This is a genomic window from Yeosuana marina (assembly GCF_011762485.1).
In the GTDB taxonomy this organism is placed as follows: domain Bacteria; phylum Bacteroidota; class Bacteroidia; order Flavobacteriales; family Flavobacteriaceae; genus Yeosuana; species Yeosuana marina.
Genome location: NZ_JAAKGI010000026.1, coordinates 34,991 through 60,044 on the forward strand (window position 1 = coordinate 34,991; position 25,054 = coordinate 60,044).

Here is a 25,054-nt window from a genome sequence, read left to right on the forward strand (position 1 = left end):
AAAGTTAAGAAACAATTTTAGACAAAAAAACTATTGCCTCCATGAGAGCAATAGTTTTTATTTAACGTTTAATAGTTAATTAATATTCGTTATACTCTCCAGCTCCAATATTAAAGGTTAGTGAAAATCGTAACGTATTTTCTAAAGGGCTCTGTATTTTAGAGGCAGAAAATAAATATGATAAATCTATATTGACAACATTATATTTAAATCCTGCTCCTAAAGACAAAAATTTTCTAGCCCCTTTTTCTTCACTCTCATTGAAATATCCTGCTCTAAAAGCAAATGAATCTTCATAAGTATATTCTGCACTTAAAGCCCATGTGAATTCTTTTAACTCTTCGCTAAAACCGCCTGGCGCATCACCAAAAGATTGAAAAACACCAGATAAAAAGTCCACATTTGGGTCTTTACCTTTAATAATTATAGGCTCATCATTAACTGGACTATTTGGATAGCCAACCAAGTCATCAACTCCTTCATCATAAGTACCATTTGAATTATTATCCGTATAATTATATTCATTTCCATAAATTGGAGGCGTTGGCACTAATAACTTAGCAACTTCTGCTGTCACAGCTACTTTGTTATAATTATCAAAAATAAAATCAAACCCTGCTCCTAATCTTAAATTAGTTGGTTGGAAATTATCTAATCCTCCCTGATCGTATTTAAATTTTGGACCTAAATTTTGAATGGCAAATCCTAGTCTCCAACGTCCATTAAAATCGGTATAAGCCTCTTCTTCAGATTGATAATATCCAGAAATATCTACACCAAATGTATTTGCAGGTGACACATCTCCACCCAGACCTTGAATTCGTAAATCGGAACGTAAATAACGCATGGCAACAGACATAGCAAATTGATCTGATAAACGTAACGCATAGGATATATCAAGAGAAAGTTCACTTGGTTTTTGTATTCTCGGTGTGTCTGTTTCATTATCAACAAATTCAATTTCACCTAACGAAAAATACCTTAAACTGGTCCCAAAAGCACTCTTCTCATCTAATCGATTAAAATACGTAAAGCTTCCTAAAAAAATATCATTTACTAATTTGCTCAAATAAGGCGTATAACTCACACCTATTCCAGATTTAGCCTCAGAAAAAGCATATTTAGAAGAATTCCACTGCTGAGAAAAAGCATCAACAGAAGTAGCAACTCCCATATCGGCCATACCTGCCGCTCGCGCATCGGAAGAAATTAACAAAAAAGGAATTCCTGTTGTAATAACTCTACTATCATTAGAATTAGGGATTATTGTTGTTTGAGCGTTTACTTTCACAATCAAAAAAAAGATTGATATAGATAATAACGTGGTCTTCATCTAGTCTATTTAGTTTAACAAATATAAATTATTTTAAAGTATTACAAGCTTTTCAATTTTCTCTACTTTTTTGTTTAGTAACTTAGAATACACTGTCAACTTATAAATATATACTCCTTTTCCTATTTTATCTCCAAAATCATCTCTTCCATCCCAGACAATATCTCTTGAAAGCGAACTTGTTATAGTTGCTCCCGCACTAGTTTGACCATTTAAGGTTCTAACTAATTTTCCTGAGACCGTGAATATTTGTATTGAAACGTCTAAAGGGGCTGAACTATTGTGATTAAACCAAAATTCTGTATAATTAACAAAGGGATTTGGATAGTTTAATACATTATTTATAACCAACTCCTGATCTTTATCATATACAATAAATTGAATTTCGGCTGTTGATGAGTTATTATAAACATCCCATGCTTTTAGGGTTAATGTATGAAGCCCGGGCGATAAATCCCTAAAAGGGAAACTAACGACTCCCTTTTGATAATTGTCCAATTCTGTTTGATAGTAATCATTCAATATATAAGGATTAGTTTCATCACCATCAATAATAGCAACAATATCATGCCCTATACCGCTAGCTGTATTAATTCCGTTAGTATCTTCAAGCTTTACTATTAATGTTGGAGATTCATTGGTTATTCCACCAGAAACAAAGTTTTCATCATTCATATACAAAGAAATGACCGGACCAATATCATCAGTTTCAGCATTTTCATTAACGCCTCCTATTTTAACAGCATTAATATTGTAACCTGTTTGATCTTCAAGAACTTGGTCGTCTTTAGCATAAAAACTTACTTTTCCAAATCCAACTGGAATACCAATATCTTTAGGAACCACGAAATCAAATTCAAAAGCTCCATTTTTAACTGATGCTTGCCCTCTAAATATAATCTCTCCAAGTGTTGTGAAATCTAGTTTTATAAGTTGACCATTTAACCTTGTTCCATCATTAGCCAAAGTTTGTCTGTCTATTTGCTTATCGTAAATAGTTGTTGAAAGCTTACCGTTGTAATTACTTAAAAGGTTGCCATTAACATCTGTTACTTCTCCTGCTAACTTAATATGGCTTAAGGCTTTTAGAGTATCTGTAGCTTGACCAATAGGCACATCATTTAATTGTGTTAATCTGATATTAGGTTTAGGAAATGCTAATTTCATGGCTGGGTCTCCAATAAAAAATACTAAACGCCTTTGACTGATTCCTGAAATTGCAGGATCAATTTTTGTTAACCTCAACGCTTCAGCCATTGAAGGATACTCACCATCTTGATAGGCGCCATTAGTATTATATGAAAATAGATATTGTCCCAACGCATTATTAAAGGAAATTCCTGTGGTAACAAAAATCTGTCTCGTTGTGGTTATCAAACCAATAGCTCCTGCTTGTTTATTCCAGTAGGCAAACTCTCCAGCAGTTTCTCTCAAAGGATTATCAAATCTGGTGAATTCGCAAGTTACTGTAACAAAGCAATTAAGCTTGTAAGAGTTTCTAAGATCTTCTATGTTTGGCTTTGTTAAGATTCGTTCACTTGCCAAACCATCTTCACCACCATGGCCAAAGTAATTAATAACCAAAGTTCCGTTATCAATGGCATTTATCATAGCTTCGGTAACTTGAGGATAGGTATTCCCTCCTGCAGAGGATTCTTGTTTGTATGCATCTGAATGAATTTTTACAACATTCATAAACGGTTTATTCTGGGTAACCAAATTACCAACATTATCGGTCGTTTGTTCTAAAATGCCCTCCCAATCTTGATCCACATCATCTGAAACAACGACAAAATTATTCCTCCAACTACCATAAGATTCTTTGTTATAGTAGGATTCTATTTTATCAACTAGTTCTTTGGCTCGTTGTGGCGTATCGGCTAATATTCTACCAACAGCAATATCCAATTTGTCACTATTAGCCATGGTTCCTTCATTGGTATCCATCATTCCGTAAAAATCATCAGACACAAAAGAATTTGTTAAACTAAAGCTGTTATAGGCATACCATGAAGGCATTATATTGGTATTATTTTGAATTCTATCTTTATAATCAAAGGAGCCATCACCAAACAAACAAACATATTTTACTCTGTTTTCAGGTGTGCTGGCGTTATCATAAACATATTTAATTAGATTCCGAATAGCGCCTACATCTTGATTACCTGTACTAAATTCGTTGTAAATTTGATTTAACCCAACTACTTTTACATTTAGGTTGTATTGATTTCTATCAATTTGTGCCAAACGTTCTGCTTCGCTTAACATCGCATTTGGAGCAACAATAATATAATCTACATCTTGAAATTGTCCTTGACTATTTAAAAAAATAGTTCCTTTTATATTTTGATTAGCCACGGAGGTATTAGAATCTTTTTGAGGCTCAAAATAATCTGACGATGTTACAGCCACATAATTCCTTAAGGTTCCTAGCGGTGCTGTAAAACTAAAATTAGCTTGCCCTTCAGAATTTAAAGCATTTGAGACATTATAAATATCGGTGACATCCCAAACTTCAGACACTCCTGTTGCATTAGTAATAGTATATTGACCAATACCAGAGGTTAAAGCAACATTATTATTTTTAAACTGAAATTGCTCTCCCAAAAAATTTAAGGCTCTAGTCGCTTCAATAGAAATATAATCTAAATACGCTAGCGCACTAGGATTGCCAGAATTATCAAAATTAAGATTCACCGTAATAGTTGGAGATCCTACAGTTACGTTCCCAATATATGATGCACCATTTGCGACAATGGGTGCAGAGGCCGCTGCTATTGATAATGTTGTTACATTATTCCCGTTTACACTAACACTCATAGAACTTTGGCTAGAAGATGCTACAGCGGTGTAAACCTTAAGATTTATAGGTTCATTTGTAATGATACCAGGAAAATCAAATGTGAATGTTTTGTTATTTTCAATATCAAATCGATCTCCAAACCAGCGCCTGCCCAATGAAGCTATATTATAGTCATCACGTTCGTGAAACTTATAATCTTGATATGTATTTATAGTCATATCAACAGGACCTGTTGGCTGAACAAATGACTGAATACGTTTACCAGGCCCAGAACTTACATTAATATAATAATAGGTTTTATCTGTATAACAATTAATGTTTGTATTACTGTCTGCTTGATAGCCTTTCGGACCTTTGGCATAAAACAATATATAATCATCATTATTAAAAACACCGTCTTCTTCACCAATAAATTCTATGGCATTTTCTTGAATATCCAACGGATAAGAGATGCTATTGGAATAAGGTATCATATCCCCCCCATTACCAAAAAGCTTAATATTTCTTGGATTAACCTTATCAACATTAACGCCTAATTGCTTTAAAAAGCTTTTTGAAAGTTTAAAAACACCTGTTGTATCAACATAAAAACGATACCATTCTCCTGAATTTAATACTGAATTTGTAATCCCACTTGTTGAATTACTGGCTTTACTTGAAGATAATTTGTTGCTAAAAGCAGCTGTTTTATAATTTATAGTAAACCCTATCACTTTTTTATAACCGCTATTTACATCCTTAATAATAGGAGATAATTGAAAAAAAGCGAATTGTTTATTTCTAGCCTTAGAATTTTTTAAACTATAAGTTAATTTATTTGGAATTGTTTTTAAATCTAAATCCTGTAGCTCACTAACCGAAATATTAGAATACGTTATATCACTTAAAACTACATTTGTTTCATCTATATAACTATTTTCCTCCCATTGAGCAACAAATAGCAAGCCTTGATCCAAATTATAACTTAAATTATCTTTATTAAACGCAGGAATCTTCATTGAATAATTTCCTGTTGATATGGTTTGAGAAGCTTCCCAAACAATATCATATCTTTTTTGTTGTGAAAAGACAAAAAACGATATAAAAAAGGTAAAAAGTAAAAATCTCTCTTTCATTGACTAGATAAACGTTATAAATTTATTCATATTATTAAATAAAATAACAAATTTGAAAACTGATTCAAAAATACAATAATATTTCTCCAAAATAAGCGTTATTATACCACAAAAGAACAGCGAAAAACAGCAAAATCATCGTTGTAATGTTAAAAAAATAGGGTGAAATACACTTTTTTTTGATGAAAATGTGAAAAATCGCTTGCAGTATTGGGTTTAATTCTTATATTGCACCACCAAAACATATTAGCTTACTTAAACATATGGATATGAAAAGAGTATTAGCATTCAAGACTTTAATAGTCCTGACGTTATCTTTAGCCACAATTAGTTGTAAAAAATCAACAAGTTCAAAGAATAGTTCTAGAGCTACAGGATGGCAAATTAACAGCAAAGAGGGTGGTTTTCAATATAACACCAACTTTCAAGAACAAGAAACATCTCCTGGATTAGTTTTTATTGAAGGAGGAACTTTTACAAAAGGACGAGTTCAAGATGATGTAATGCACGATTGGAATAACACGCCAAATCAGCAACACGTTCAGTCATTCTATATGGATGAAACTGAGGTTACAAATATGATGTATACCGAATACCTAGACTGGATAAAACGTGTATACCCGCCAACAGACGAAAATTTCAGAGCTATCTATAATGGTGCGTTACCAGATACATTAGTTTGGAGAAATCGTTTAGGCTTTAATGAAGTAATGACTGAAAACTATTTACGTCACCCTGGTTATGCGGAATATCCAGTAGTTGGTGTAAGTTGGATTCAAGCTGTTGAATTCTCTAACTGGAGATCAGACCGTGTTAACGAACTTTATTTAGAAAAAGCGGGGTATTTAAAAAGAGATGCCAGAATAACAGATGTAAATGCTGAATCAACGTTTAGTACAGATACATACATTAATGCTCCAACATTAACTTATGGAGGTAATGAAGAGATTATTAATGGTGATGGTCGTAACAAAAGAAACGTTCAGGTTGATGCAGATGGCAACGAAACTAATATTTATGCAACCAGAGAAACCGGTATTATTTCTCCAAAGTACAGACTACCAACTGAAACAGAATGGGAATATGCTGCTTTAGGCATGAGCGAAATACGTAGTTACAACTTATATCGTGGCCGTAAAAAATACCCATGGGAAGGACAATATACACGATCTGGAAAACGAAAAAATCGTGGTGATCAATTAGCTAACTTTAAGCAAGGTAAAGGTGATTATGGCGGAATTGCAGGTTGGTCTGATGATGGTGCTGATATAACAAACAAAGTAAAATCTTATGCGCCAAATGATTTTGGACTGTATGATATGGCTGGAAACGTTTCGGAATGGGTAGCTGACGTATATAGACCTATTATTGATGATGAGTTTAATGATTTTAATTACTATCGCGGAAATGTGTACACAAAAAATGCAATTAATGATGATGGTAGTGTAAAAATTGTCACAGCAGAAGATATCGTTTATGACACATTATCTAACGGAAAATTAATTGCTAGAAACTTACCTGGTGAGATAATGCAAGTACCAGTTGATGAAAACGAAACTTATTTAAGAACCAATTTTGATAAAAGTGATGAAATAAACTTTAGAGATGGTGACAGACGTTCATCTCGTAAGTTTGATACAAGTTTTAACGATGATGAATCTGGCAATAAGCAAGGTTCAACTACTAAAGACATGTATAATTCACCACGAAATATGGTTTCAAGAGATTCTACTGGACAACTTATTAGAGAGTACGATCAAAACAACAACAGAACATCTTTAATTAATGACAAAGTACGAGTTTATAAAGGTGGTTCTTGGAAAGACAGAGAATATTGGTTAGATCCAGCTCAAAGACGTTATTTCCCTCAAGATATGGCAACAGATTACATTGGTTTTAGATGTGCTATGTCAAGAGTAGGTTCAAAATCAAAAGAAAAAAACAAAACAAAGAGTTAAAATAATTCTTGATATATTAAAAAAGTCCTAGCATTAGTTAGGACTTTTTTAATACTTTTAATTTATGAAAATAAAAGAATTACACGCCCGTTTTTTAAAATGCTCATCAGCCTCAACAGATACTAGAAAAATAACACCTAACGCCATGTTTTTTGCTTTAAAAGGCGAAAATTTTAACGGCAACACCTATGCTGAACAAGCAATCAAACAAGGTGCAAAATATGTTGTAATTGATGAAAAAGAATATATGCATTCATCAAAAACTATATTGGTTAGTAATGTCTTGGAAACACTCCAGCAATTAGCTACTTTTCATAGAGAGTATTTAAAAACTCCTATTATAGCTCTTACAGGAAGTAACGGAAAAACAACCACGAAAGAACTTATCAATGCTGTTCTATCCAAAAAATATAAAACATCGGCTACAAAAGGAAACTTAAACAATCATATTGGAGTGCCTTTAACTTTGTTGTCTATGACTAAAGAGACAGAATTAGGCATTGTAGAAATGGGAGCTAATCACCAGAAAGAAATTGAGTTTTTATCCAACATTGTAAAACCAGATTACGGATTGATAACAAATTACGGCAAAGCTCATCTTGAAGGTTTTGGAGGTGTAGAAGGTATTATTAAAGGAAAGTCTGAATTATATACGCACTTAATAGAGTATGACAAACTTGCATTTATAAACGGATTAGACCCTATTCAAATTGAAAAATCAAAAAAGGCTAAGACTTATAAATTTGGAAATACATCAGATTTTGATGTAGAGATTCACTTTATTGAAGCGCAACCATATGTTTTCATTAACTATCAAAATCAAATTATAAAGAGTCAATTAATAGGTTCTTATAATTTCACTAATATTGCTATTGCAATTACTATTGGCGCCTTTTTTAAAGTACAACTTAGGGATATTAAAGAAGGTATTGAAAGTTATGTACCTTCTAATAATCGATCTCAAGTTTTAATAAAAGCGTCTAACAAAATTATTCTGGACGCTTACAATGCCAATCCTACAAGCATGAAAGCAGCTTTAGAAAATTTTGAAAAACAATCAGGAGACAAGATAGCAATCCTTGGTGATATGTTTGAACTAGGCGAAGATGCTCCAAAAGAACACCAATATATAGCGGATTTAGCATCAAAAATGCCTTTTAACCAAATTGTATTAATTGGAAGTAATTTTTACAAGATAAAAGCTCAATCAGAAAACACAACTAAATTCGAATCTTTTGAAGACTTTAAAGCAAATTTTCTCCTATCTAATATTAAAAATTCTACGCTTTTAATTAAAGGGTCTCGGGGTATGGCTTTAGAAAGAATTATGGATATTCTATAAAACAAAAAAAATCTTCATCTAAAATCATAAATTTGATTCTTCAGATTTTCATCGTGTTAAGAGCCTGTTAAAAACTCCATATGAATACAGACTCTTCTTTTAAAAATATTAAAATCTATAACCTATCGATTTATATCATAATATTTTAAAATTCAACTACTTAAAAAAAATACTACATATATTTTTTCTTGTTGAAATTCTAAAAATGTTAAAAATTATTTTTTAAAATTTTTTTAAGATTTCACAATTGATTTTTTAATTAGCTTGGTTTCCGCATTTTTACAATGTACCTAACTATTAATATTAATCTTTATTCAAACCAAATTATGTTAGTATGTACAAAACGTCTGTTTCGTGTGTGTTTTAGTTTTTTAGTTCTTTACATTCTTTTCCCAACAAATGCACAAGCTCAAAGTGTATCGTTGTATACACCTTTCACAAAAATAGTGGCTCCTCCTGGAAAAACTATTAACTATTCGGTTCAAGTCATCAATAATAGCAATAGTATTAAAACATCGAACATTAAAGTTTTAGGACTACCAGAAGACTGGAGTTATGAACTTAAATCTGGAGGATGGCTTGTTGAACAGGTTTCTACACTTCCTAAAAAAGAAGAAAAACTAACTTTAAATGTCAATGTTCCTTTAAAGGTTAACAAAGGGGCTTACCATTTTAAGATTCTTGCTGAAGGATACACAACACTCCCATTAACAATCATTGTTTCTAAAGAAGGAACTTACCAAACTGAATTTGCCTCTAAACAATATAACATAGAAGGGGCTTCAAATTCAACCTTCACCTATAATGCTACTCTAAGAAATGGCACCGCTGAAAGTCAAGTGTATGCCTTAAAAGCACTTGCTCCTCCTGGATGGAATGTGGTTTTTAAATCTGTTGGTAAGCAGGTTTCTTCTTTAAACATCGAAGCAAATAAAACAGAGAACATTACGATTGATGTCAATCCACCAAGCTATATTAAATCGGGCACTTATAAAATACCAATTCTGGCAAATGCAGATAATAATGTAGCTCGTTTGGAACTTGAAACTGTTATAACAGGTACCTACAGTATTGATTTGGACACGCCTACAGGATTATTAAGCACCGATGTTACTGCTGGTGATAATAAAAAATTAAAAGTATTAGTTAAAAATACTGGCTCTACACCTCTAAACAATATTAAACTAAAAGCCCAAACGCCGGCAAACTGGACTGTTACGTTTAATCCTAAAGACGTATCTCATTTAGATGCTGGAAAAATTAAAGAAGTAGAGGCTACAATTGATGTAGACAATAAAGCTTTATCTGGTGATTATGAAACAAAAATAAACGTAAGATCCCAAGATGCATCAACAGACAAGGTGTTTAGGATAACCGTTCATGCTTCTGTTCTATCAGGATGGCTTGGTATTTTAATTATTTTAATGGCATTAAGTAGTGTTTATTTCCTGATTAGAAAATACGGACGAAGATAGCCATGGAACCAATTATAAGTTTAAAAAATCTCACTAAAAAGTATGGAGATTTCAAAGCGGTAGACTGCTTAACCCTTCAAATACAAAAGGGAGAAATTTTTGGTCTGTTAGGACCCAATGGCGCTGGAAAATCAACCACAATTTTAATGATGTTGGGTTTAACAGAACCAAATAATGGGAATGCTTTAGTTTGTGGTTTTGATGCGACTTCTAATCCTATTGAAGTGAAAAAAAAAGTTGGATACTTACCAGATACTCTCGGCTTTTATGATAACAGAACAGGGTTAGAAAACCTTATATATGTGGCTCGATTGAATGGAATACCTGAACAAAATGCCAAGCGAAAAGCCGAACAACTCCTTGAAAGAGTAGGTCTAACAAAGGTAAAAAACAATAAAGTGGGCACCTATTCAAGAGGTATGAAACAACGTTTAGGATTAGCCGATGTACTTATTAAAGATCCAGAAATTATTGTTTTAGATGAACCGACACTTGGTATCGACCCTAGTGGTGTTAAAGATTTTTTGTTATTAATTAGTCAATTAAGTAAAGAAAATCACTTGACTGTCTTATTATCATCACATCACCTTCATCAGGTACAACAAGTATGCGACCGCGTTGGCCTCTTTGTAGGTGGCAAACTAATAGCTGAAGGTGATATTCCTACACTATCAAAAACATTGTTTTACGAAACCCCTTATATGGTTGAAGTGCAATTGCTTGAGAGTCATGAGAAAAATTTAACATCTATACAGAAATTGCTAAAAGACTTACAAGAAGTTAAATCTATAGACATAAAGAAAGAAAAACTTGTAATTACTTGCACAGAAGACGTCACTAGCATTATTGCGAAAACGCTAATTGAAGCCAATTTTAATATCGTTCATTTAAACAAAATCGAGTTTGGCTTAGATGATATATATCAACGTTATTTTGAGACTACAAATGAAAACCTTAAACAGACTGCATAATCCCTTATTATATATTAAAGAAAGTTCTTTTTTAGATGTGCTTTTTAAAAAGGAACTCAAAGAAAAAGAAACCAGTCCTTTTTGGATAATGGTACAAAAGGAAATATCTGACCACATACACAGTTGGCGGTTTATTGTTCTTTTGGCTTTAATTGTTTTTACCTGCTTTGGATCACTTTACACATCCATTGGCAATTTACAAGAAGCCCTAAACAACCTGAAAGACCCTAATCATTCCTTTGCCTTTTTAAAATTGCTTACGGTAACCGATCATACTTTACCTCCTTTCCATGTTTTTATTGGTTTTTTAGGTCCTCTTTTAGGGATTAGTCTAGGATTTGACGCCGTAAATTCAGAAATGAATAACGGGTCGTTAGTGCGTATTATGGCACAACCTATTCATCGTGATTATTTAATCAATGCCAAATTTACTGCTGCAATTATTACTATAAGTACTTTGTTTATAAGCTTAAGCCTTTTGTTTGTTGGCTCTGGTATTTTAATTACTGGTTTAACCCCTAGTCCAGAGGAGTTTTTAAGAATTTTAGCATTTACAGCCTTAAGCATCTTATATGTATCGTTCTGGTTGAATTTATCTATCATATTTTCAATCAAATTCAAACAAGCAGCAACCTCGGCTTTAACATCTATAGCTGTTTGGTTGTTTTTCACGATTTTTTACCAAATTTTAGTCAATATTGTTGCTAAAGTTCTGATGCCAAGTCATGTTTCAAACCCCTTACAGTTAGAAAGCTATAAAAGAGTAATAATGGGATTTATGGGCATTGTTCCGAGTCAATTATTTTCTGATGCCACGACAACCTTATTGGTGCCATCTGTCAGAAGTTTGGGGTCGCTTTCTATGAGCCAAATGTATGGAGCTCTCCCTTCAGCATTGCCTTTAAGAGAAAGTCTTATTGTTGTATGGCCTCAATTAACAGGTCTTTTTGCAGCTACCATTGTTTGCTTTGCAATATCTTATTATTTATTTATGAGACGTGAAATAAGAGGGTAAATTAAGTGTTTGAAAGAGATAAACGTTCAAAAAAAAGTGCCCAAACAATTTTGTTTGGACACTAATTTCATTCTCCCAAAGAATTAATTTAATAGCACCGTAAAGTTGCTTAACTTTTTAAATCCATGCAATACTCAATTTGAGTATTTTAAGAAATTATATAATATTTTGATGTTGATTTAGTATTAAAACACAAAGAAATTATTAGTTCTAATCATTCCTATAAGCTCACCTGTAGAAGAAATATTAAGCTTTTTTAAAATATTTCTTCGATGTGTATCTACTGTATTTGAGCTTATATTAAGTCTTTCGGCAATATCTTTACTAGAAAGATTTAAAATTAAAAGTCTTACCACATCACGTTCTCGGTTACTCAATCCATCCGATAATAACTTCTGAGAAAAATTATTAAAATACTTGGTTTCATATTCTTTATTTTCATTTAAAAGCTTCGCTGTCGCAGATACTTGTAAATTAATTTTCGAATCTAAAACTGTATAATGTGCTAATCCAATAATTGGTTTGTCGTGCAAATCAAATTCTAAAGGTGTTGTGTTTTGTATAACATTTACATAAACATTATGAGCATTTTTAATCCTATAGTTCCACGTGTAGCTCATTCTCTTTCGTTCTTCAAATGTAATTTCAGTTAAAGTGAAATTCATCAATTCATTCAAAGCATTCAGCCAGTGCTCGACATCTTCAGGATGCATTCTACTCCAAAAATAGCGCATCCCTTGTGTCTTCATTAAGCCTTCATCTAAACCTAAGCACGAAAACATATTTTTACTTATATATTCAAAAGTAAGGTTCTGTGTATTAGTAATGCAAAAAAAAGTACTACTATAAGGTAAGTAAGCATCTAATTCAATAATCTTATTGATGTGATCTTCAAGAGAAGGATTGTCATAAGATTTGAAAATGTCTTTATATATACTTTTTATATTATCAACAATCATATAAACAGATTAAAATAATCGGTAATATATAAAAAATAATAAATATATTTCTAACAAGTGGGTCATACTGGATTCGAACCAGTGACTTCTACCCTGTCAAGGTAACACTCTAAACCAACTGAGTTAATGACCCTTTTGATGGTTTTAAGACAACTAAAAACATCTTAAAATTAAAAAATCCTAAAGCAAATTACTTTAGGATTTTGTGGGCAATGAGGGATTCGAACCCCCGACCCTCTCGGTGTAAACGAGATGCTCTGAACCAACTGAGCTAATTGCCCTCATAATTGGACTGCAAATATAATCTAGATTTTCAATCTGCAAAAACTTTTTATGCAAAAAATTAAATTATTTCTGCAACTACGAATGTGCTTCCGCCAACAAATATAAAATCATGAGTGTTCGCCCTACTCAAAGCTTCCTTATACGCCTCATTTACTGAATGATAAGCATCACCTTGAAAGCCATGTTTATTCATATCATCCTTTAAAATATGAGCATCTAAACCACGTGGTATATTAGGTTTACAGAAATAATAAATTGCCTTTTTGGGTAATAAATGCATAATAGATACTAAATCTTTATCATTAACAACACCAAACACGATATGTAAGGTTTCAAAATCTTCTTCTGAAACTTGTTTCATAACATACGCTAATCCATCTTTATTATGTGCCGTATCGCAAATAACTTTAGGGTTTGAATGTATCTGTTGCCAACGCCCCAATAATCCGGTATTCTTAACAACATGTAATAACCCGTCTTGAATCTGCTTTTTGGAAATTTTATACCCTTTTTGTTGAAGTTCTTTGATTGTTTGTAATACCGTTATGATATTCTTTAATTGATAACTTCCTTGTAAATCACTTTTAAAAACGTCTGTAACTTCTTTATCTGCAAAGGTTATTTTAGAAGCATTCCTTTTAGCAATATTCCTAAAAACATGGGTAGTCTCTGTTTGGGTTTCTCCTATAACCACCGGTACTTTTGGCTTTATAATTCCGGCTTTCTCAAAAGCTATCTTCTCCAAAGTATCCCCTAAAAACTGTGTGTGATCTAATCCTATGTTGGTAATTACCGAAATTTCTGGAGTAATAATATTGGTAGAATCGAGTCGTCCTCCTAAACCAACTTCAATAACTGCAATATCTATCTGCTGCTTTGAAAAATAATCAAATGCCATCCCTACCGTCATTTCAAAAAACGATAAACTCTGGTTTTCAAAAAAAACTTTATTTGTCTTTATAAAATTTATAACAAACTGCTTACTAACAGGTTTTCCATTAATTTTAATTCGTTCTCTAAAGTCTTTTAAATGTGGGGATGTATAGAGTCCAACTTTATAACCTGCTTCCATTAACACTGAAGCAAGCATATGACTTGTGGAGCCTTTCCCATTGGTTCCTGCCACATGAATAGATTTAAAATGCTGTTCTGGAAAATTTAAATATTCGGCTAATTTTATCGTATTAGATAAATCGTTTTTAAAAGCCGTTTTTCCCTGCCGTTGATACATTGGGAGTTGAGAAAACATCCAATTTAAAGTATCTTGATATGTCATTTCTTATTGTCCTAATTGGAAATTAACTTTTACAAAACCAATTTGTTTTGCTGGGGCATTAGGATCTGGTCGCCATTTATGGGATAATGCGATTTTTTTTGCTGGTTCCAACAAGCAAGGTGCTGTATTAGTAGTGCCTTTTACTCCAGGCTCTGCGTCAATAACATTACCGTTATTGTTAACAATTATTTTTACTATAACGAGTCCGGACTCATTGCAATCTTGCTTCATTTTTTGATAGGTTGCTTTTCCTCGTCCATTTAATCCATAACCAACACCACCACTTCCTGATCCACCTGAACCAAAATAACTGGGTGCATACGGATCTCCATCTAATTGCCCCTTATCACCAGCTATTTTATCATTTCCTTCTCCTCCAGTTGCAGTTCCTTCAGATTTACTAACGCCACCTATTAAAGCATCCAGTTTTTTCTTTTTTTCTTCTTGCTCTCGCTTTTCTTTAGCGATTCTTTCTGATTCAGCTTTTGCTTTTGCATCTGCAATAGCCTTCTCTTTTGCTTCTGCCTGTTTTTGTTTTTTTATAGCAATAGCTTCTTCATTTTCTTGAGTTAACACCTCCTCTTTGGCTTCTGAAGCCTTTGTAGGTTCTGGTTTTGAAACTTCTGGTTGAGGAGGTTCGTTGATTTTCTTTGGTTCAGATTTTATTGGTTTTAATGGCTGAACTGTTCCCTTGCCAAAATCTGACGTACCAAAATTTACGGCCACACCATACTCTATTGGTGGATCCATATAAGGCGCTCCTACTACAAATAACAACAAAATCAATATAACCATGATAAGTGTTGTTAATTTAGCAGAATTCCTTTCATGCTTGGTCTCAAAGTATTTCATCCAGTATTTGGTATTATTCTTTAGTTTTCAGGTGCACCATAAAGATTTCGTTTAGCACCCAAACTTTAGTTAAAGTCATTTTATCTAAGATTAATAATAAAATATTTCTATGAATTAATCATTTGGTCTCACTGCCAAAATCACCTTAAACTTGTTCCTATTAGCAATATCCATAACTTTTACAACATTTTCTACAGGCACGGATTTCTCGGCACGTAACACTACGGTAGGTTTTTCTTCAGAAGAAAGTGCAGCAATCAATTCTGATTCCAAAACACTTTCGCCTACACGCTTTTCATTAATATAATATGTTAAGTCTTTCTTGATACTAACCGCTACAGATTTTTTGTTCTCTGTTTTACCACTTGCTTTTGGTAATAAAATATCAATAGCACTCGTAGAAACCAAAGTAGAAGCTATCATAAAAAATATAAGTAACAGAAACACAATATCTGTCATAGACGACATATTGAATTCTGGCGACACTTTATTTCTTCCTCTAATATTCATACTAGGATGGCTCGTTTAAATGATCAAGAAATTCCAGTGAGTTCGCTTCCATTTGATACACAACTTTATCTGTTTTTACAACCAAATGGTTATAAGCCATAAAAGCAACAATTCCCACTATTAATCCTGCAACGGTTGTGGTCATAGCGGTATAAAGTCCACTTGCCAAAACATCCATTTGTATAGTACCTCCAGCATTTGCGAGTTCGAATATGGCTAAAATCATTCCAATTACTGTTCCAAGAAACCCAATCATAGGACCTGCACCAGAAATAGTAGCCAACATACTTACGTTTTTTTCTAAGCCATAAATCTCTAATCTACCTGCATTTTCCAATGCTGTATTAATATCAGCTAAAGGCTTTCCTATTCTAGAAATTCCTTTTCCTATTAACCTAGATACAGGCGAATTTACTTGGGCACAAAGTATTTGAGCTGAATCAATTTTTCCATTACTGACATGGTCTTTTATTTGATTCATAAAATTAGAGTCTATTTTTGATGCCGCTTTAATAGCAAACAACCTTTCAAAATAAATGTATGTTGCTAAAACAAGCATTAAAAATAAAACAGCTATTATTAATTGACCAGCAACTCCTCCGCTACTAATTAATTCTATAATTGAAAGTGATTTTTCGACTGGTTCTGCATTTGCAAGCAGGTCTGCTCCTTCTTGGGTGCTTTGTAATAAGGTATTTAACATATAGTATTTTGTTTCTTAGCGATTATATAACGCTACTTTTATTGCTAAAGTATAATTAAAATAAAGTTCTGGTTACCATAAATGCAGCAGCACCTACAAGGAATCCTATTAATGCCATCCAAGATATTTTTTTAAGATACCAGAAAAAATTAATTTTTTCCATACCCATAGCAACAACTCCGGCTGCAGAACCAATGATTAGCATACTTCCTCCTGTTCCAGCAGAATAGGCTACAAAATGCCATAACTCATTATCTATTGGCTCTGAAAACATTCCTAAACTAGCGGCTACCAAAGGCACATTATCAATAACGGCAGACCCTACACCTAGCAATAAAATTACTAAATCTGACACTGTATGCGCTTCATAAGCATAATGCGTTTCTGTACCAAGCAAAGGCATATTTTCCTGCAATGTTGATGCAAACTCAAATAATATACCTAACGATTCTAAAGCTGCAACAGCCATTAAAATACCAAGGAAGAATAAGATGCTTGGTAATTCAATTTTTGATAATGAATGATGTACAGGACTATGTAAAGCATGAGCATCACTCTCTCCAGAATCAAAATCTGACATACTAAATTTAGAACTACTGTAAATTTCAGCAAAAGTAGCTACAACACCTAATGATAACATCATTCCTACATATGGAGGTAAGTGTGTTATCATCTTGAAGACAGGAACAAATACGATAGCACCCAAACCAAGATATAACATCGTAGCACTAAATTTTGATTTCTTTTTCTCTTCTATCTCTTCTTCTATCTCCAAATCACCTTTAAAGATTGGTAAAAAGGATGCTATTAAGGAAGGTATTGCCATACATAAAAATGATGGAACAAATAAATAACCAATTAAATGACTTGTTGTTACTTTTTTACCAATCCACAACATGGTTGTGGTAACATCTCCAATTGGTGACCAGGCACCTCCAGCATTAGCAGCAATTATAATTAGTCCAGCATAATAAAGGCGTACATTTCTATCTTTAACTATTTTTTGTAAAATGGAAATTAGTACTATGGTTGCTGTAAGGTTATCAATAATGGCAGATAAGAAAAACGCCAAAATAGAGAACACCCACAAGATTTTTGTTTTGCTTTTTGTTCTAACAAAATCCTTTATGGTTGAAAATCCATCAAAATAATCAATAATCTCAACAATAGTCATGGCACCCAAAAGGAACACTAATATTTCAGATGTCTTACCAAGATGGTGTAATAGAGTTTCCTCCATAAGCTCCATCTTTTCTGCTCCCGTAAAAGAAGCAAAGCCTTCCATTAGCGTATGATTGGCAGAATCAAACCACTGGGGGAAGCTTTCTATTCCTAGAGCTATAAGTGCCCAGCAAATAGCCATCATAACTAATGCAGGGATAAGTTTATCTATTTTTAAACTGTGCTCTAAAGTAATGGCTAAATACCCCATTACAAATACCAAAATAATTGCTGCTTCCATAAATTTTATTTAAATAAGTTGATCTAAAGCGATTTCAAATGCCGTTTCGCTAATTGCTGTTTTACTTTGTTTTTTGTTATATACTTTTTCTAAGGCTTCTCTAATTATATTTGATGTATCATTAAAAATAGCTTCATCTGTCATCTGTACTTTTCGTTCCATAAAGTACGCAAAAACTCGAGCCATTCCACAATTTGATATAAAATCTGGTATTAAACTAACCCGATTATCTGTATGTTCCATTATAGGTCCAAAGAAAATTTCTTTATCGGCAAAAGGAACATTAGCACCACATGAAATAACTTCTAAACCGCTATCAATAAGTTCATCTATTTGATTAATAGTTACCAATCTTGACGCGGCACAAGGTGCAAATATCTCTGCATTCAATGACCATATCCTTTTATTAATCTCTTCAAATGGAACTAAATGATCACTTACCAATGTGTTTCCTGTTTTTGCCAAAAATAAACGTCTTATTTCTTCAAATGTAAAACCTTCTTCATTTATTAAACCACCAACAGCATCTACAATTCCAACAATTTTAGCTCCCATTTGAGATAGGTAAAAAGCAGCGGCAGCACCTACATTTCCAAATCCTTGTATAATCGCTTTTTTACCTTCAATGTTACCGCCGTAAATATGATAATATTGCTTAACTGCTTCAGCCACACCAAAACCTGTTATCATGTCTGCTACAGTATATTTTCTTGAAACACTAGGTGAGTAAAGCGGATTTTCAATGACTTTAATAACTCCTTGTCTCAATTGCCCTATTCTATTAATTTTATCTGCTTCTGTTGGTTTAAAATGGCCATTAAAAACTCCTTCTTGAGGATGCCAAACTCCACTTTCTTCTGTAATAGGAATGACTTCATGAATCTCATCAACATTTAAATCTCCTCCCGTACCATAATAGCTTTTAAGTAAAGGTGATACGGCACTATACCAACGTTCTAACACCTCTATCTTCCTAGGGTCATTTGGATCAAAATTAATTCCAGATTTAGCACCACCTATTGCTGGACCTGAGACTGTAAATTTAATTTCCATTGTTTTAGCCAATGACAAAACTTCATTCATATCAAGACCTTTTCTCATGCGCGTTCCACCACCAGCGGCACCTCCTCTAAGTGAATTAATAACAACCCATCCTTCTGCTTCTGTTTTAGAATCTTTCCAGTTGAATACTATTTCTGGTTCTTTGTTTTCGAATTTTTTTAATAAATTTTTCATCTCTATATAATTATGATTCTTTTTTAGTTTGCATTAAAAATTTGTGGTTAGATATAAGCGTAGCTAAAGCTGATTCATAATAAAAATGTTAAATCATTAAAGTAACAAATATAAAAAACTAAAAATCTTTAAGATTATTTTTTTGCTATTTTTAAGGAAGAAATATATTACCGGAACTATGGTCTTTTGAAGCTCCTGTAACAGATTGTAGGCAATTAACTTCATTTCTAAGTTTTAAAACACCTAAAAAAGCAAAAATTAATGCTTCTTTAAATTCAATAACCGTTTTCGTTGGAATACAAATTGTATTATTTGTATGCTCTTTTATCTTATTAATTACCAACGTATTATGCACACCGCCGCCAGTTACAAGAACAGTTGCATTATGTTTATAACCTATCTCTTTTGAGATTTGAATAGCGACATGTTCAACAAATGTTCTTAAAATATTATTTGTTTCAAGTTTGTATGAATCTATTTTTGGAATAACATTTTCATACACCCATTCTAAACCTAAAGATTTTGGATAGGGCTCTTTATAAAAATCTAAATCATTTAATTCTTTAAGTAATTCCTGATTTATAGCCCCTGATGCTGCAATTTTACCCTCATCATCGTAATCAAGATTTAATTGTCTAACATAATAATTCAAAACAATATTTACAGGACAAATATCATAAGCAACACGTCTATTATTTGTACTTGTAGACATATTAGCAAACCCACCTAAATTTAAACAATAATCAAATTCTGAAAACAGCAACGCATCTCCAATAGGAACTAACGGTGCTCCTTGTCCTCCTAGTTTAACATCTTGAACTCTAAAATCACAAACAACGGTTTGTTGCAGCAATGACGACAAACTAGGTAAATTACCAATTTGATATGTTATTTGCTTATGTGGCTGATGTAATGCGGTATGCCCATGTGAACAAACAGCATCAATATCCTTAATGTCGTATTTAACTATAAAGTCATTAATGACATCTGCTAGATATGCTGTATAATCTATATCTATTTGTTTCAACTCGGTTTCTGAAAATAAAACCAAATCTTTTAGTTTTTGCAACCAAGCTGAATCATAGGAAACAGTGTCTCCAAATATAATTTCAAAATGCCATTTCGTATCCAATGTGAAAGACGTATAAACTAAATCAATACCATCTAATGACGTCCCAGACATCACACCGATAACCTTATATTCAGATTTTATCATATTCAACAAAAATAACAATCATTATTGAAAATATATTATTAAAAACCTATATTTGTTTACATTTTTTATTAAATCAACAGTTTATTTTTTATTATGGATTTTAATCTTACTGAAGAACATAAAATGATTCGCGACGCTGCTCGTGATTTTGCACAAAACGAATTACTACCAGGCGTTATAGAAAGAGACGAAAAACAGCATTTCCCAGATCAATTGGTTAAAAAAATGGGCGCATTAGGCTTTTTGGGAGTTATGGTTGATCCGAAATATGGTGGAAGCGGTATGGATGCCATATCGTATGTTCTTATTATGGAAGAATTATCTAAAATAGATGCTTCGGCTTCGGTTATAGTATCTGTTAACAATTCTTTAGTCTGTTATGGTATTGAAGCCTATGGAAGTGAGGCTCAAAAAGAAAAATACTTACCCAAATTAGCAACAGGTGAGTTTATAGGTGCTTTTTGTTTAAGTGAACCAGAAGCAGGTAGTGATGCTACTTCCCAAAAAACAACTGCCATTGATAAAGGCGATTATTATTTGCTTAATGGCACAAAAAATTGGATTACCAATGGAGGTCGTGCTGATGTTTACTTAGTGATGGCTCAAACTGATAGAGATAAAGGTTCTCATGGAATTAATGCATTTATTCTTGAAAAAGGAATGGAAGGGTTTCATATAGGCCCTAAAGAAAATAAGTTAGGAATTCGTGGTAGCGATACGCATACACTTCAATTTAATGATGTTAAAGTGCCTAAAGAAAATCGTATTGGTGACGATGGTTTTGGATTTAGATTTGCCATGAAAACATTGTCTGGCGGAAGAATAGGAATTGCAGCTCAAGCCTTAGGAATTGCTCAAGGTGCTTACGAATTAGCTATGAAATACTCTAAAGAACGAAAAGCCTTTGGAACTGAAATATCTAATCATCAAGCTATCGCTTTTAAGTTAGCTGATATGTATACAGACATTACAGCGGCTCGCCATTTAGTGATGAAAGCAGCTTGGGATAAAGATCAAGGCAATAATTACGATGTATCGAGTGCTGTTGCAAAATTATATGCCTCGAAAGTTGCGATGGAGCATACAGTGGAAGCGGTTCAAATTCATGGCGGAAATGGTTTTGTAAAAGATTATCATGTAGAACGACTGATGCGAGATGCAAAAATTACGCAGATTTATGAAGGTACTTCTGAAATTCAAAAAATTGTCATTTCAAGAAGTATCATTCGAGATTAAATTTAATTTCAATCTCTGCGCATTATTATAGATAACTTGAAATTTCTTATATAAATAAAAAAATCCAACTATTAGTTGGATTTTTTTTTAACTTAAACTCTATAAGTATCAGCCTTCCAATTCTTTATTTCCAGTTTAATAGCTTTTTCTGATAGATTTTCTTTTTCTGCCTTATCAGCCAAAGCCACCAACTCTTCATCAGAAGCAAAGCGTAAACCAATAATTTGTCTAGTTGTTAATTTACTACTTAACGCCTTTCCTGTTAAAATAAAATAACGCAATTTTTCTTCTGCTCTAATAGCTCGATCTTGAGCTTTTAATGGAAACGTTCTAAGAAAAACAAACATTAGTAACAAGATTACAGCAACTAAAACTAGGAGCGTAGCAGAATATAAATTCTCCTTCGTTGAATGCACTACATTTATTATTGAACCAATTAATAATGCAATCGTCGCTACTGAGAGCACTAAATGGTAACCAAGCACCAAACGGCTATGGTTTTTTAAATTTTGTTCCATAATTTGATTTTATTGTTAATTAGAATAAAGATACAGTTTATTTAGCTTATTTAATCAAGCCCGTTTATGTAAACAAAAAAATCTGTGTGAGAAGTATTTTGAGAGATTGGGTTTACTTACTTAAATCTTCAAGAACTAAACGTAATTCACCATAAGAATATTTCTCATCTAACTGATGTTTTAAATCAGATAGATTATCGAAGGTCTTACTTGGAATCATTTTTTTTAATTCATTATAATGTTTTTTAGACATTAAATCTGTAATCTTCACCTCTCCTGAAGGAATAAAACTGGCTAAATGACCAAAAATAGTGTTTTCATTTAAGTCTCGTTCATTAGCTATCTCTTCAATAGATTTACCCGATTTAAATAATTCTAATGATAATTTTTTAGTGTCAACTTTCTCTTTTTTTGATTTTACTTCTTCAAAAATAGATTCATCATTAGGAATTTCTATATCATTATCTTCACAATAGGCTTTTATTACTTCCAAAATAGCATGACCATATTTTTCAACTCTGGTTTTTCCCATACCATTTACTTGCAGCAATTCTTTTTTTGTTAATGGTAAGGTTTCGCACATCTCATATAATGCCTTTTGAGTGAATACTTGGTAATGTATTAAATCATTCTCATTGGCGATTTCATTTCTAAGCACTCTTAATAATTCAAATAACTCTACATTCGTGGTACCATCAATAACAGCTTTCCTAGGTTTTTTAGGTTTTTCTTTGGAAAGAAATACCGATTTTGCACGTAACTCTAAAAGTTTTTTCGTTTTAAAACCATCAAACAATCCGTTGAAGTATAGTGATTTAACTTCCAGCAATTCTTCGATGGTATCAAGATTTTTAGTAATATCAGCACCAATAGTTTTATTATCGGTAGTAAATCCAAATTCTTTTAAAGGAGCAACTAGATTTGTGTTTGTTTCAGTTTTAAAATAAGTAATAGCCTTCTTAAATCGGTCTTGAATTTGGTCACTTAATTCTGGTAATCGTTCATTCTCGGCAAGTTGTTTTAATTGCGCATTAAAGCCATTACTCACTTTTAAAAAATTGGTAATCGTATTTTTAATGCTAAGCATTGGCAATTCCACCTTTCCTTCAATACTGTTTCGATTTTTATAATAAATGTCGAGTATTCTATTTACGGGATACAGAAACTCATAAAAACCAAAAACTTCAGCTATCAAATCTAACTGAAACATTTTTTGCGAGTTTTCTAAAACCGCTTGATCAGGCTCATTGGCTTCTGCATTTTTATTAAACGAGATAACATGACTATCGCTTATAATTTGATTCGAACTAATTTTACTTTTTAAAACCAAACCCTCTAAAGATTTACATCTACTCAAAGCTACATAGGTTTGTCCATGTGCAAATGCACCCTGCGCATCAATAATCGCTTTTTCAAAGGTTAATCCCTGACTTTTGTGTATGGTAATAGACCAAGCCAATCGCAACGGCATTTGTGTAAATGCTCCAATTTTATCTTCAGTAATGGCTTTCGTTTCAGCATCAACCGTATAATTTATATTTTCCCAAATCTCTGGTGTCGTTACAATATTAAAATCATCATCAGGGCAATGTACCGTAACTTCATCTTTATCCAAATGGATAACTTTCCCGATTTTTCCATTAAAATAACGTTTATCTGGACTACTGTCATTCTTAATAAACATAACTTGTGCTCCTACTTTCAATTTAAGAGCTTCATCGTTAGGAAATGAAAATTCCGGAAACTTCCCTTCTACTGTGGCTTTATAAGTAAATACTTTAGTTTTAAGCTTATCTAATTCAGCTTTATTAGTTGCTTCCGCTTTATTATTATGCGTGGTCAATGAAATATAACCTGCATTAGGTTCTGGTGTGAAATCTGGTATAAATCGTTTATTTAATTCTGTAGCTGCTGCTTCGCTTAGGACATTGTTTCTAATCTCATTAAGTATTTCAATAAACTTAGGATTTTCTTGCCTATAAATATGTTTCAACTCTATAGTAATCGCATGACATTCTTGATAAGACTTACTACTAAAAAAGAATCCGTTACTGTAAACATGCTTTAACAACTCCCATTCGTTCTCTTTAATAACAGGCGATAATTGTTGTAAATCTCCAATCATAAGCACTTGTACGCCGCCAAAAACCTTATCTCTATTTCTAAAACGACGTAAAGTTCTATCAATACCATCCAATAAATCTGCGCGCACCATACTAATCTCATCAATAACTAATAAATCCATCGACTTAATAATATTAATTTTAGTCTTACTAAACTTCCTATTAAAATTTGTAGAATTATTTAAGTCTGTATCTGGTAAAATTGGTCCAAAAGGCATCTGAAAAAATGAGTGTATTGTAACGCCTTTCGCATTAATAGCGGCTACACCTGTAGGAGCAACCACAACGAGCCGCTTTAAACTATCCATTTTCAATCGATGTAAAAACGTTGTTTTACCTGTTCCAGCCTTCCCCGTTAAAAAAATCGATCGGTTTGTATTATTTACAAACTCCCAAGCTAATTCTAGTTGTTTATTTACAGTCATTAAGCGATATTAAAAATAGAATTTGAAGATACTACTTTTGAAGATTTTTTAGGACGGGTTTTTACGAAAATTAAAAGTGAAGACAGTCCGTGGCTGTCAGGTATTTTTAGCTTCCTTCAGTTTAAAGCAAAAAAAATCCCGACTCTAAAAAAGAATCGGGATTCAAAAAAGGCAACGACCTACTCTCCCACAAATGCAGTACCATCGGCGCTAACGGGCTTAACTTCTCTGTTCGGAAAGG

18 protein-coding genes, 2 tRNA genes and 1 rRNA gene are annotated in these 25,054 nt (G+C 32.7%); 6 read left to right on the top strand and 15 right to left on the bottom strand.

The window, feature by feature from the left end; all coding sequences use genetic code 11:
• Nucleotides 1–79: 79 nt before the first annotated feature.
• Both porV and porU read right to left on the bottom strand, forming a co-directional pair.
• Complete coding sequence (porV, locus tag G5V56_RS14215; protein WP_166966193.1) at nucleotides 80–1,333, bottom strand: type IX secretion system outer membrane channel protein PorV; 1,254 nt, start codon at nucleotides 1,331–1,333, stop codon at nucleotides 80–82.
• Nucleotides 1,334–1,366: 33 nt separating this feature from the next.
• Complete coding sequence (gene porU / locus G5V56_RS14220; protein ID WP_166966195.1) at nucleotides 1,367–5,251, bottom strand: type IX secretion system sortase PorU; 3,885 nt, start codon at nucleotides 5,249–5,251, stop codon at nucleotides 1,367–1,369.
• 263 nt (nucleotides 5,252–5,514) lie between these two features.
• On the opposite strand from porU, the gene gldJ reads away from it, so the two are divergent.
• The 5 genes from gldJ (at nucleotide 5,515) to G5V56_RS14245 (ending at nucleotide 12,012) form a co-directional block, all read left to right on the top strand.
• Nucleotides 5,515–7,209: a gliding motility lipoprotein GldJ gene (gldJ, locus tag G5V56_RS14225; RefSeq protein WP_206285908.1), complete on the top strand. Its 1,695-nt coding sequence runs from the start codon at nucleotides 5,515–5,517 to the stop codon at nucleotides 7,207–7,209.
• Nucleotides 7,210–7,273: 64 nt separating this feature from the next.
• Nucleotides 7,274–8,551 carry a UDP-N-acetylmuramoyl-tripeptide--D-alanyl-D-alanine ligase gene (locus tag G5V56_RS14230; protein WP_166966199.1) on the top strand — a complete coding sequence of 426 codons (1,278 nt, stop codon included), beginning with the start codon at nucleotides 7,274–7,276 and terminating at the stop codon, nucleotides 8,549–8,551.
• Nucleotides 8,552–8,877: 326 nt separating this feature from the next.
• Entirely contained in the window at nucleotides 8,878–10,026 is a 1,149-nt protein-coding gene (locus G5V56_RS14235; protein ID WP_166966201.1) for a COG1470 family protein, read from the top strand.
• 2 nt (nucleotides 10,027–10,028) lie between these two features.
• On the top strand, nucleotides 10,029–10,997 hold the full coding sequence (locus G5V56_RS14240; RefSeq protein ID WP_166966203.1) for an ABC transporter ATP-binding protein: 969 nt from the start codon (nucleotides 10,029–10,031) through the stop codon (nucleotides 10,995–10,997).
• Nucleotides 10,972–12,012, top strand: a complete 1,041-nt coding sequence (locus G5V56_RS14245; protein ID WP_166966205.1) for an ABC transporter permease — start codon at nucleotides 10,972–10,974, stop codon at nucleotides 12,010–12,012. The genes G5V56_RS14240 and G5V56_RS14245 overlap by 26 nt, the downstream gene beginning before the upstream one ends.
• 185 nt (nucleotides 12,013–12,197) lie before the next feature.
• Here G5V56_RS14245 and G5V56_RS14250 read toward each other — a convergent pair whose 3' ends face one another.
• From G5V56_RS14250 to G5V56_RS14295, 10 genes are all read right to left on the bottom strand, one after another.
• Nucleotides 12,198–12,971 (bottom strand): response regulator transcription factor, encoded by a 774-nt coding sequence (locus tag G5V56_RS14250; protein WP_166966207.1) that lies wholly within the window; start codon nucleotides 12,969–12,971, stop codon nucleotides 12,198–12,200.
• Between the two features lie 58 nt (nucleotides 12,972–13,029).
• Nucleotides 13,030–13,104, bottom strand: a tRNA-Val gene (locus G5V56_RS14255).
• A gap of 73 nt (nucleotides 13,105–13,177) precedes the next feature.
• Nucleotides 13,178–13,252 (bottom strand) — tRNA-Val (locus tag G5V56_RS14260).
• Nucleotides 13,253–13,314: 62 nt separating this feature from the next.
• Nucleotides 13,315–14,532, bottom strand: coding sequence for a bifunctional folylpolyglutamate synthase/dihydrofolate synthase (locus tag G5V56_RS14265; RefSeq protein WP_166966209.1), 1,218 nt, complete (start codon nucleotides 14,530–14,532; stop codon nucleotides 13,315–13,317).
• A 3-nt stretch (nucleotides 14,533–14,535) separates the two neighbouring features.
• Nucleotides 14,536–15,384: an energy transducer TonB gene (locus G5V56_RS14270; RefSeq protein ID WP_166966211.1), complete on the bottom strand. Its 849-nt coding sequence runs from the start codon at nucleotides 15,382–15,384 to the stop codon at nucleotides 14,536–14,538.
• Nucleotides 15,385–15,498: 114 nt separating this feature from the next.
• The gene (locus tag G5V56_RS14275) at nucleotides 15,499–15,894 is read right to left on the bottom strand and encodes an ExbD/TolR family protein (protein WP_166966213.1); all 396 of its coding nucleotides are present in this window, start codon (nucleotides 15,892–15,894) and stop codon (nucleotides 15,499–15,501) included.
• Between the two features lies 1 nt (nucleotide 15,895).
• Entirely contained in the window at nucleotides 15,896–16,597 is a 702-nt protein-coding gene (locus G5V56_RS14280) for a MotA/TolQ/ExbB proton channel family protein (protein ID WP_166966215.1), read from the bottom strand.
• Nucleotides 16,598–16,652: 55 nt separating this feature from the next.
• Complete coding sequence (nhaD, locus tag G5V56_RS14285; protein ID WP_166966217.1) at nucleotides 16,653–18,059, bottom strand: sodium:proton antiporter NhaD; 1,407 nt, start codon at nucleotides 18,057–18,059, stop codon at nucleotides 16,653–16,655.
• A gap of 9 nt (nucleotides 18,060–18,068) precedes the next feature.
• On the bottom strand, nucleotides 18,069–19,295 hold the full coding sequence (locus G5V56_RS14290; RefSeq protein ID WP_166966219.1) for a Glu/Leu/Phe/Val dehydrogenase dimerization domain-containing protein: 1,227 nt from the start codon (nucleotides 19,293–19,295) through the stop codon (nucleotides 18,069–18,071).
• Between the two features lie 151 nt (nucleotides 19,296–19,446).
• Complete coding sequence (locus tag G5V56_RS14295) at nucleotides 19,447–20,511, bottom strand: anhydro-N-acetylmuramic acid kinase (protein WP_166966221.1); 1,065 nt, start codon at nucleotides 20,509–20,511, stop codon at nucleotides 19,447–19,449.
• A 93-nt stretch (nucleotides 20,512–20,604) separates the two neighbouring features.
• On the opposite strand from G5V56_RS14295, the gene G5V56_RS14300 reads away from it, so the two are divergent.
• Complete coding sequence (locus G5V56_RS14300; protein WP_166966224.1) at nucleotides 20,605–21,747, top strand: acyl-CoA dehydrogenase; 1,143 nt, start codon at nucleotides 20,605–20,607, stop codon at nucleotides 21,745–21,747.
• Nucleotides 21,748–21,839: 92 nt separating this feature from the next.
• Here the strand turns inward: G5V56_RS14300 and G5V56_RS14305 are convergent, their stop codons facing one another.
• The 3 genes from G5V56_RS14305 to rrf all read right to left on the bottom strand — a co-directional run.
• Nucleotides 21,840–22,265 carry a DUF6526 family protein gene (locus G5V56_RS14305; RefSeq protein ID WP_206285909.1) on the bottom strand — a complete coding sequence of 142 codons (426 nt, stop codon included), beginning with the start codon at nucleotides 22,263–22,265 and terminating at the stop codon, nucleotides 21,840–21,842.
• A gap of 112 nt (nucleotides 22,266–22,377) precedes the next feature.
• Nucleotides 22,378–24,813: a helix-turn-helix domain-containing protein gene (locus tag G5V56_RS14310; RefSeq protein WP_166966226.1), complete on the bottom strand. Its 2,436-nt coding sequence runs from the start codon at nucleotides 24,811–24,813 to the stop codon at nucleotides 22,378–22,380.
• Nucleotides 24,814–24,979: 166 nt separating this feature from the next.
• Nucleotides 24,980–25,054: ribosomal RNA gene (gene rrf, locus G5V56_RS19255) — 5S ribosomal RNA — on the bottom strand; the annotation flags it as partial.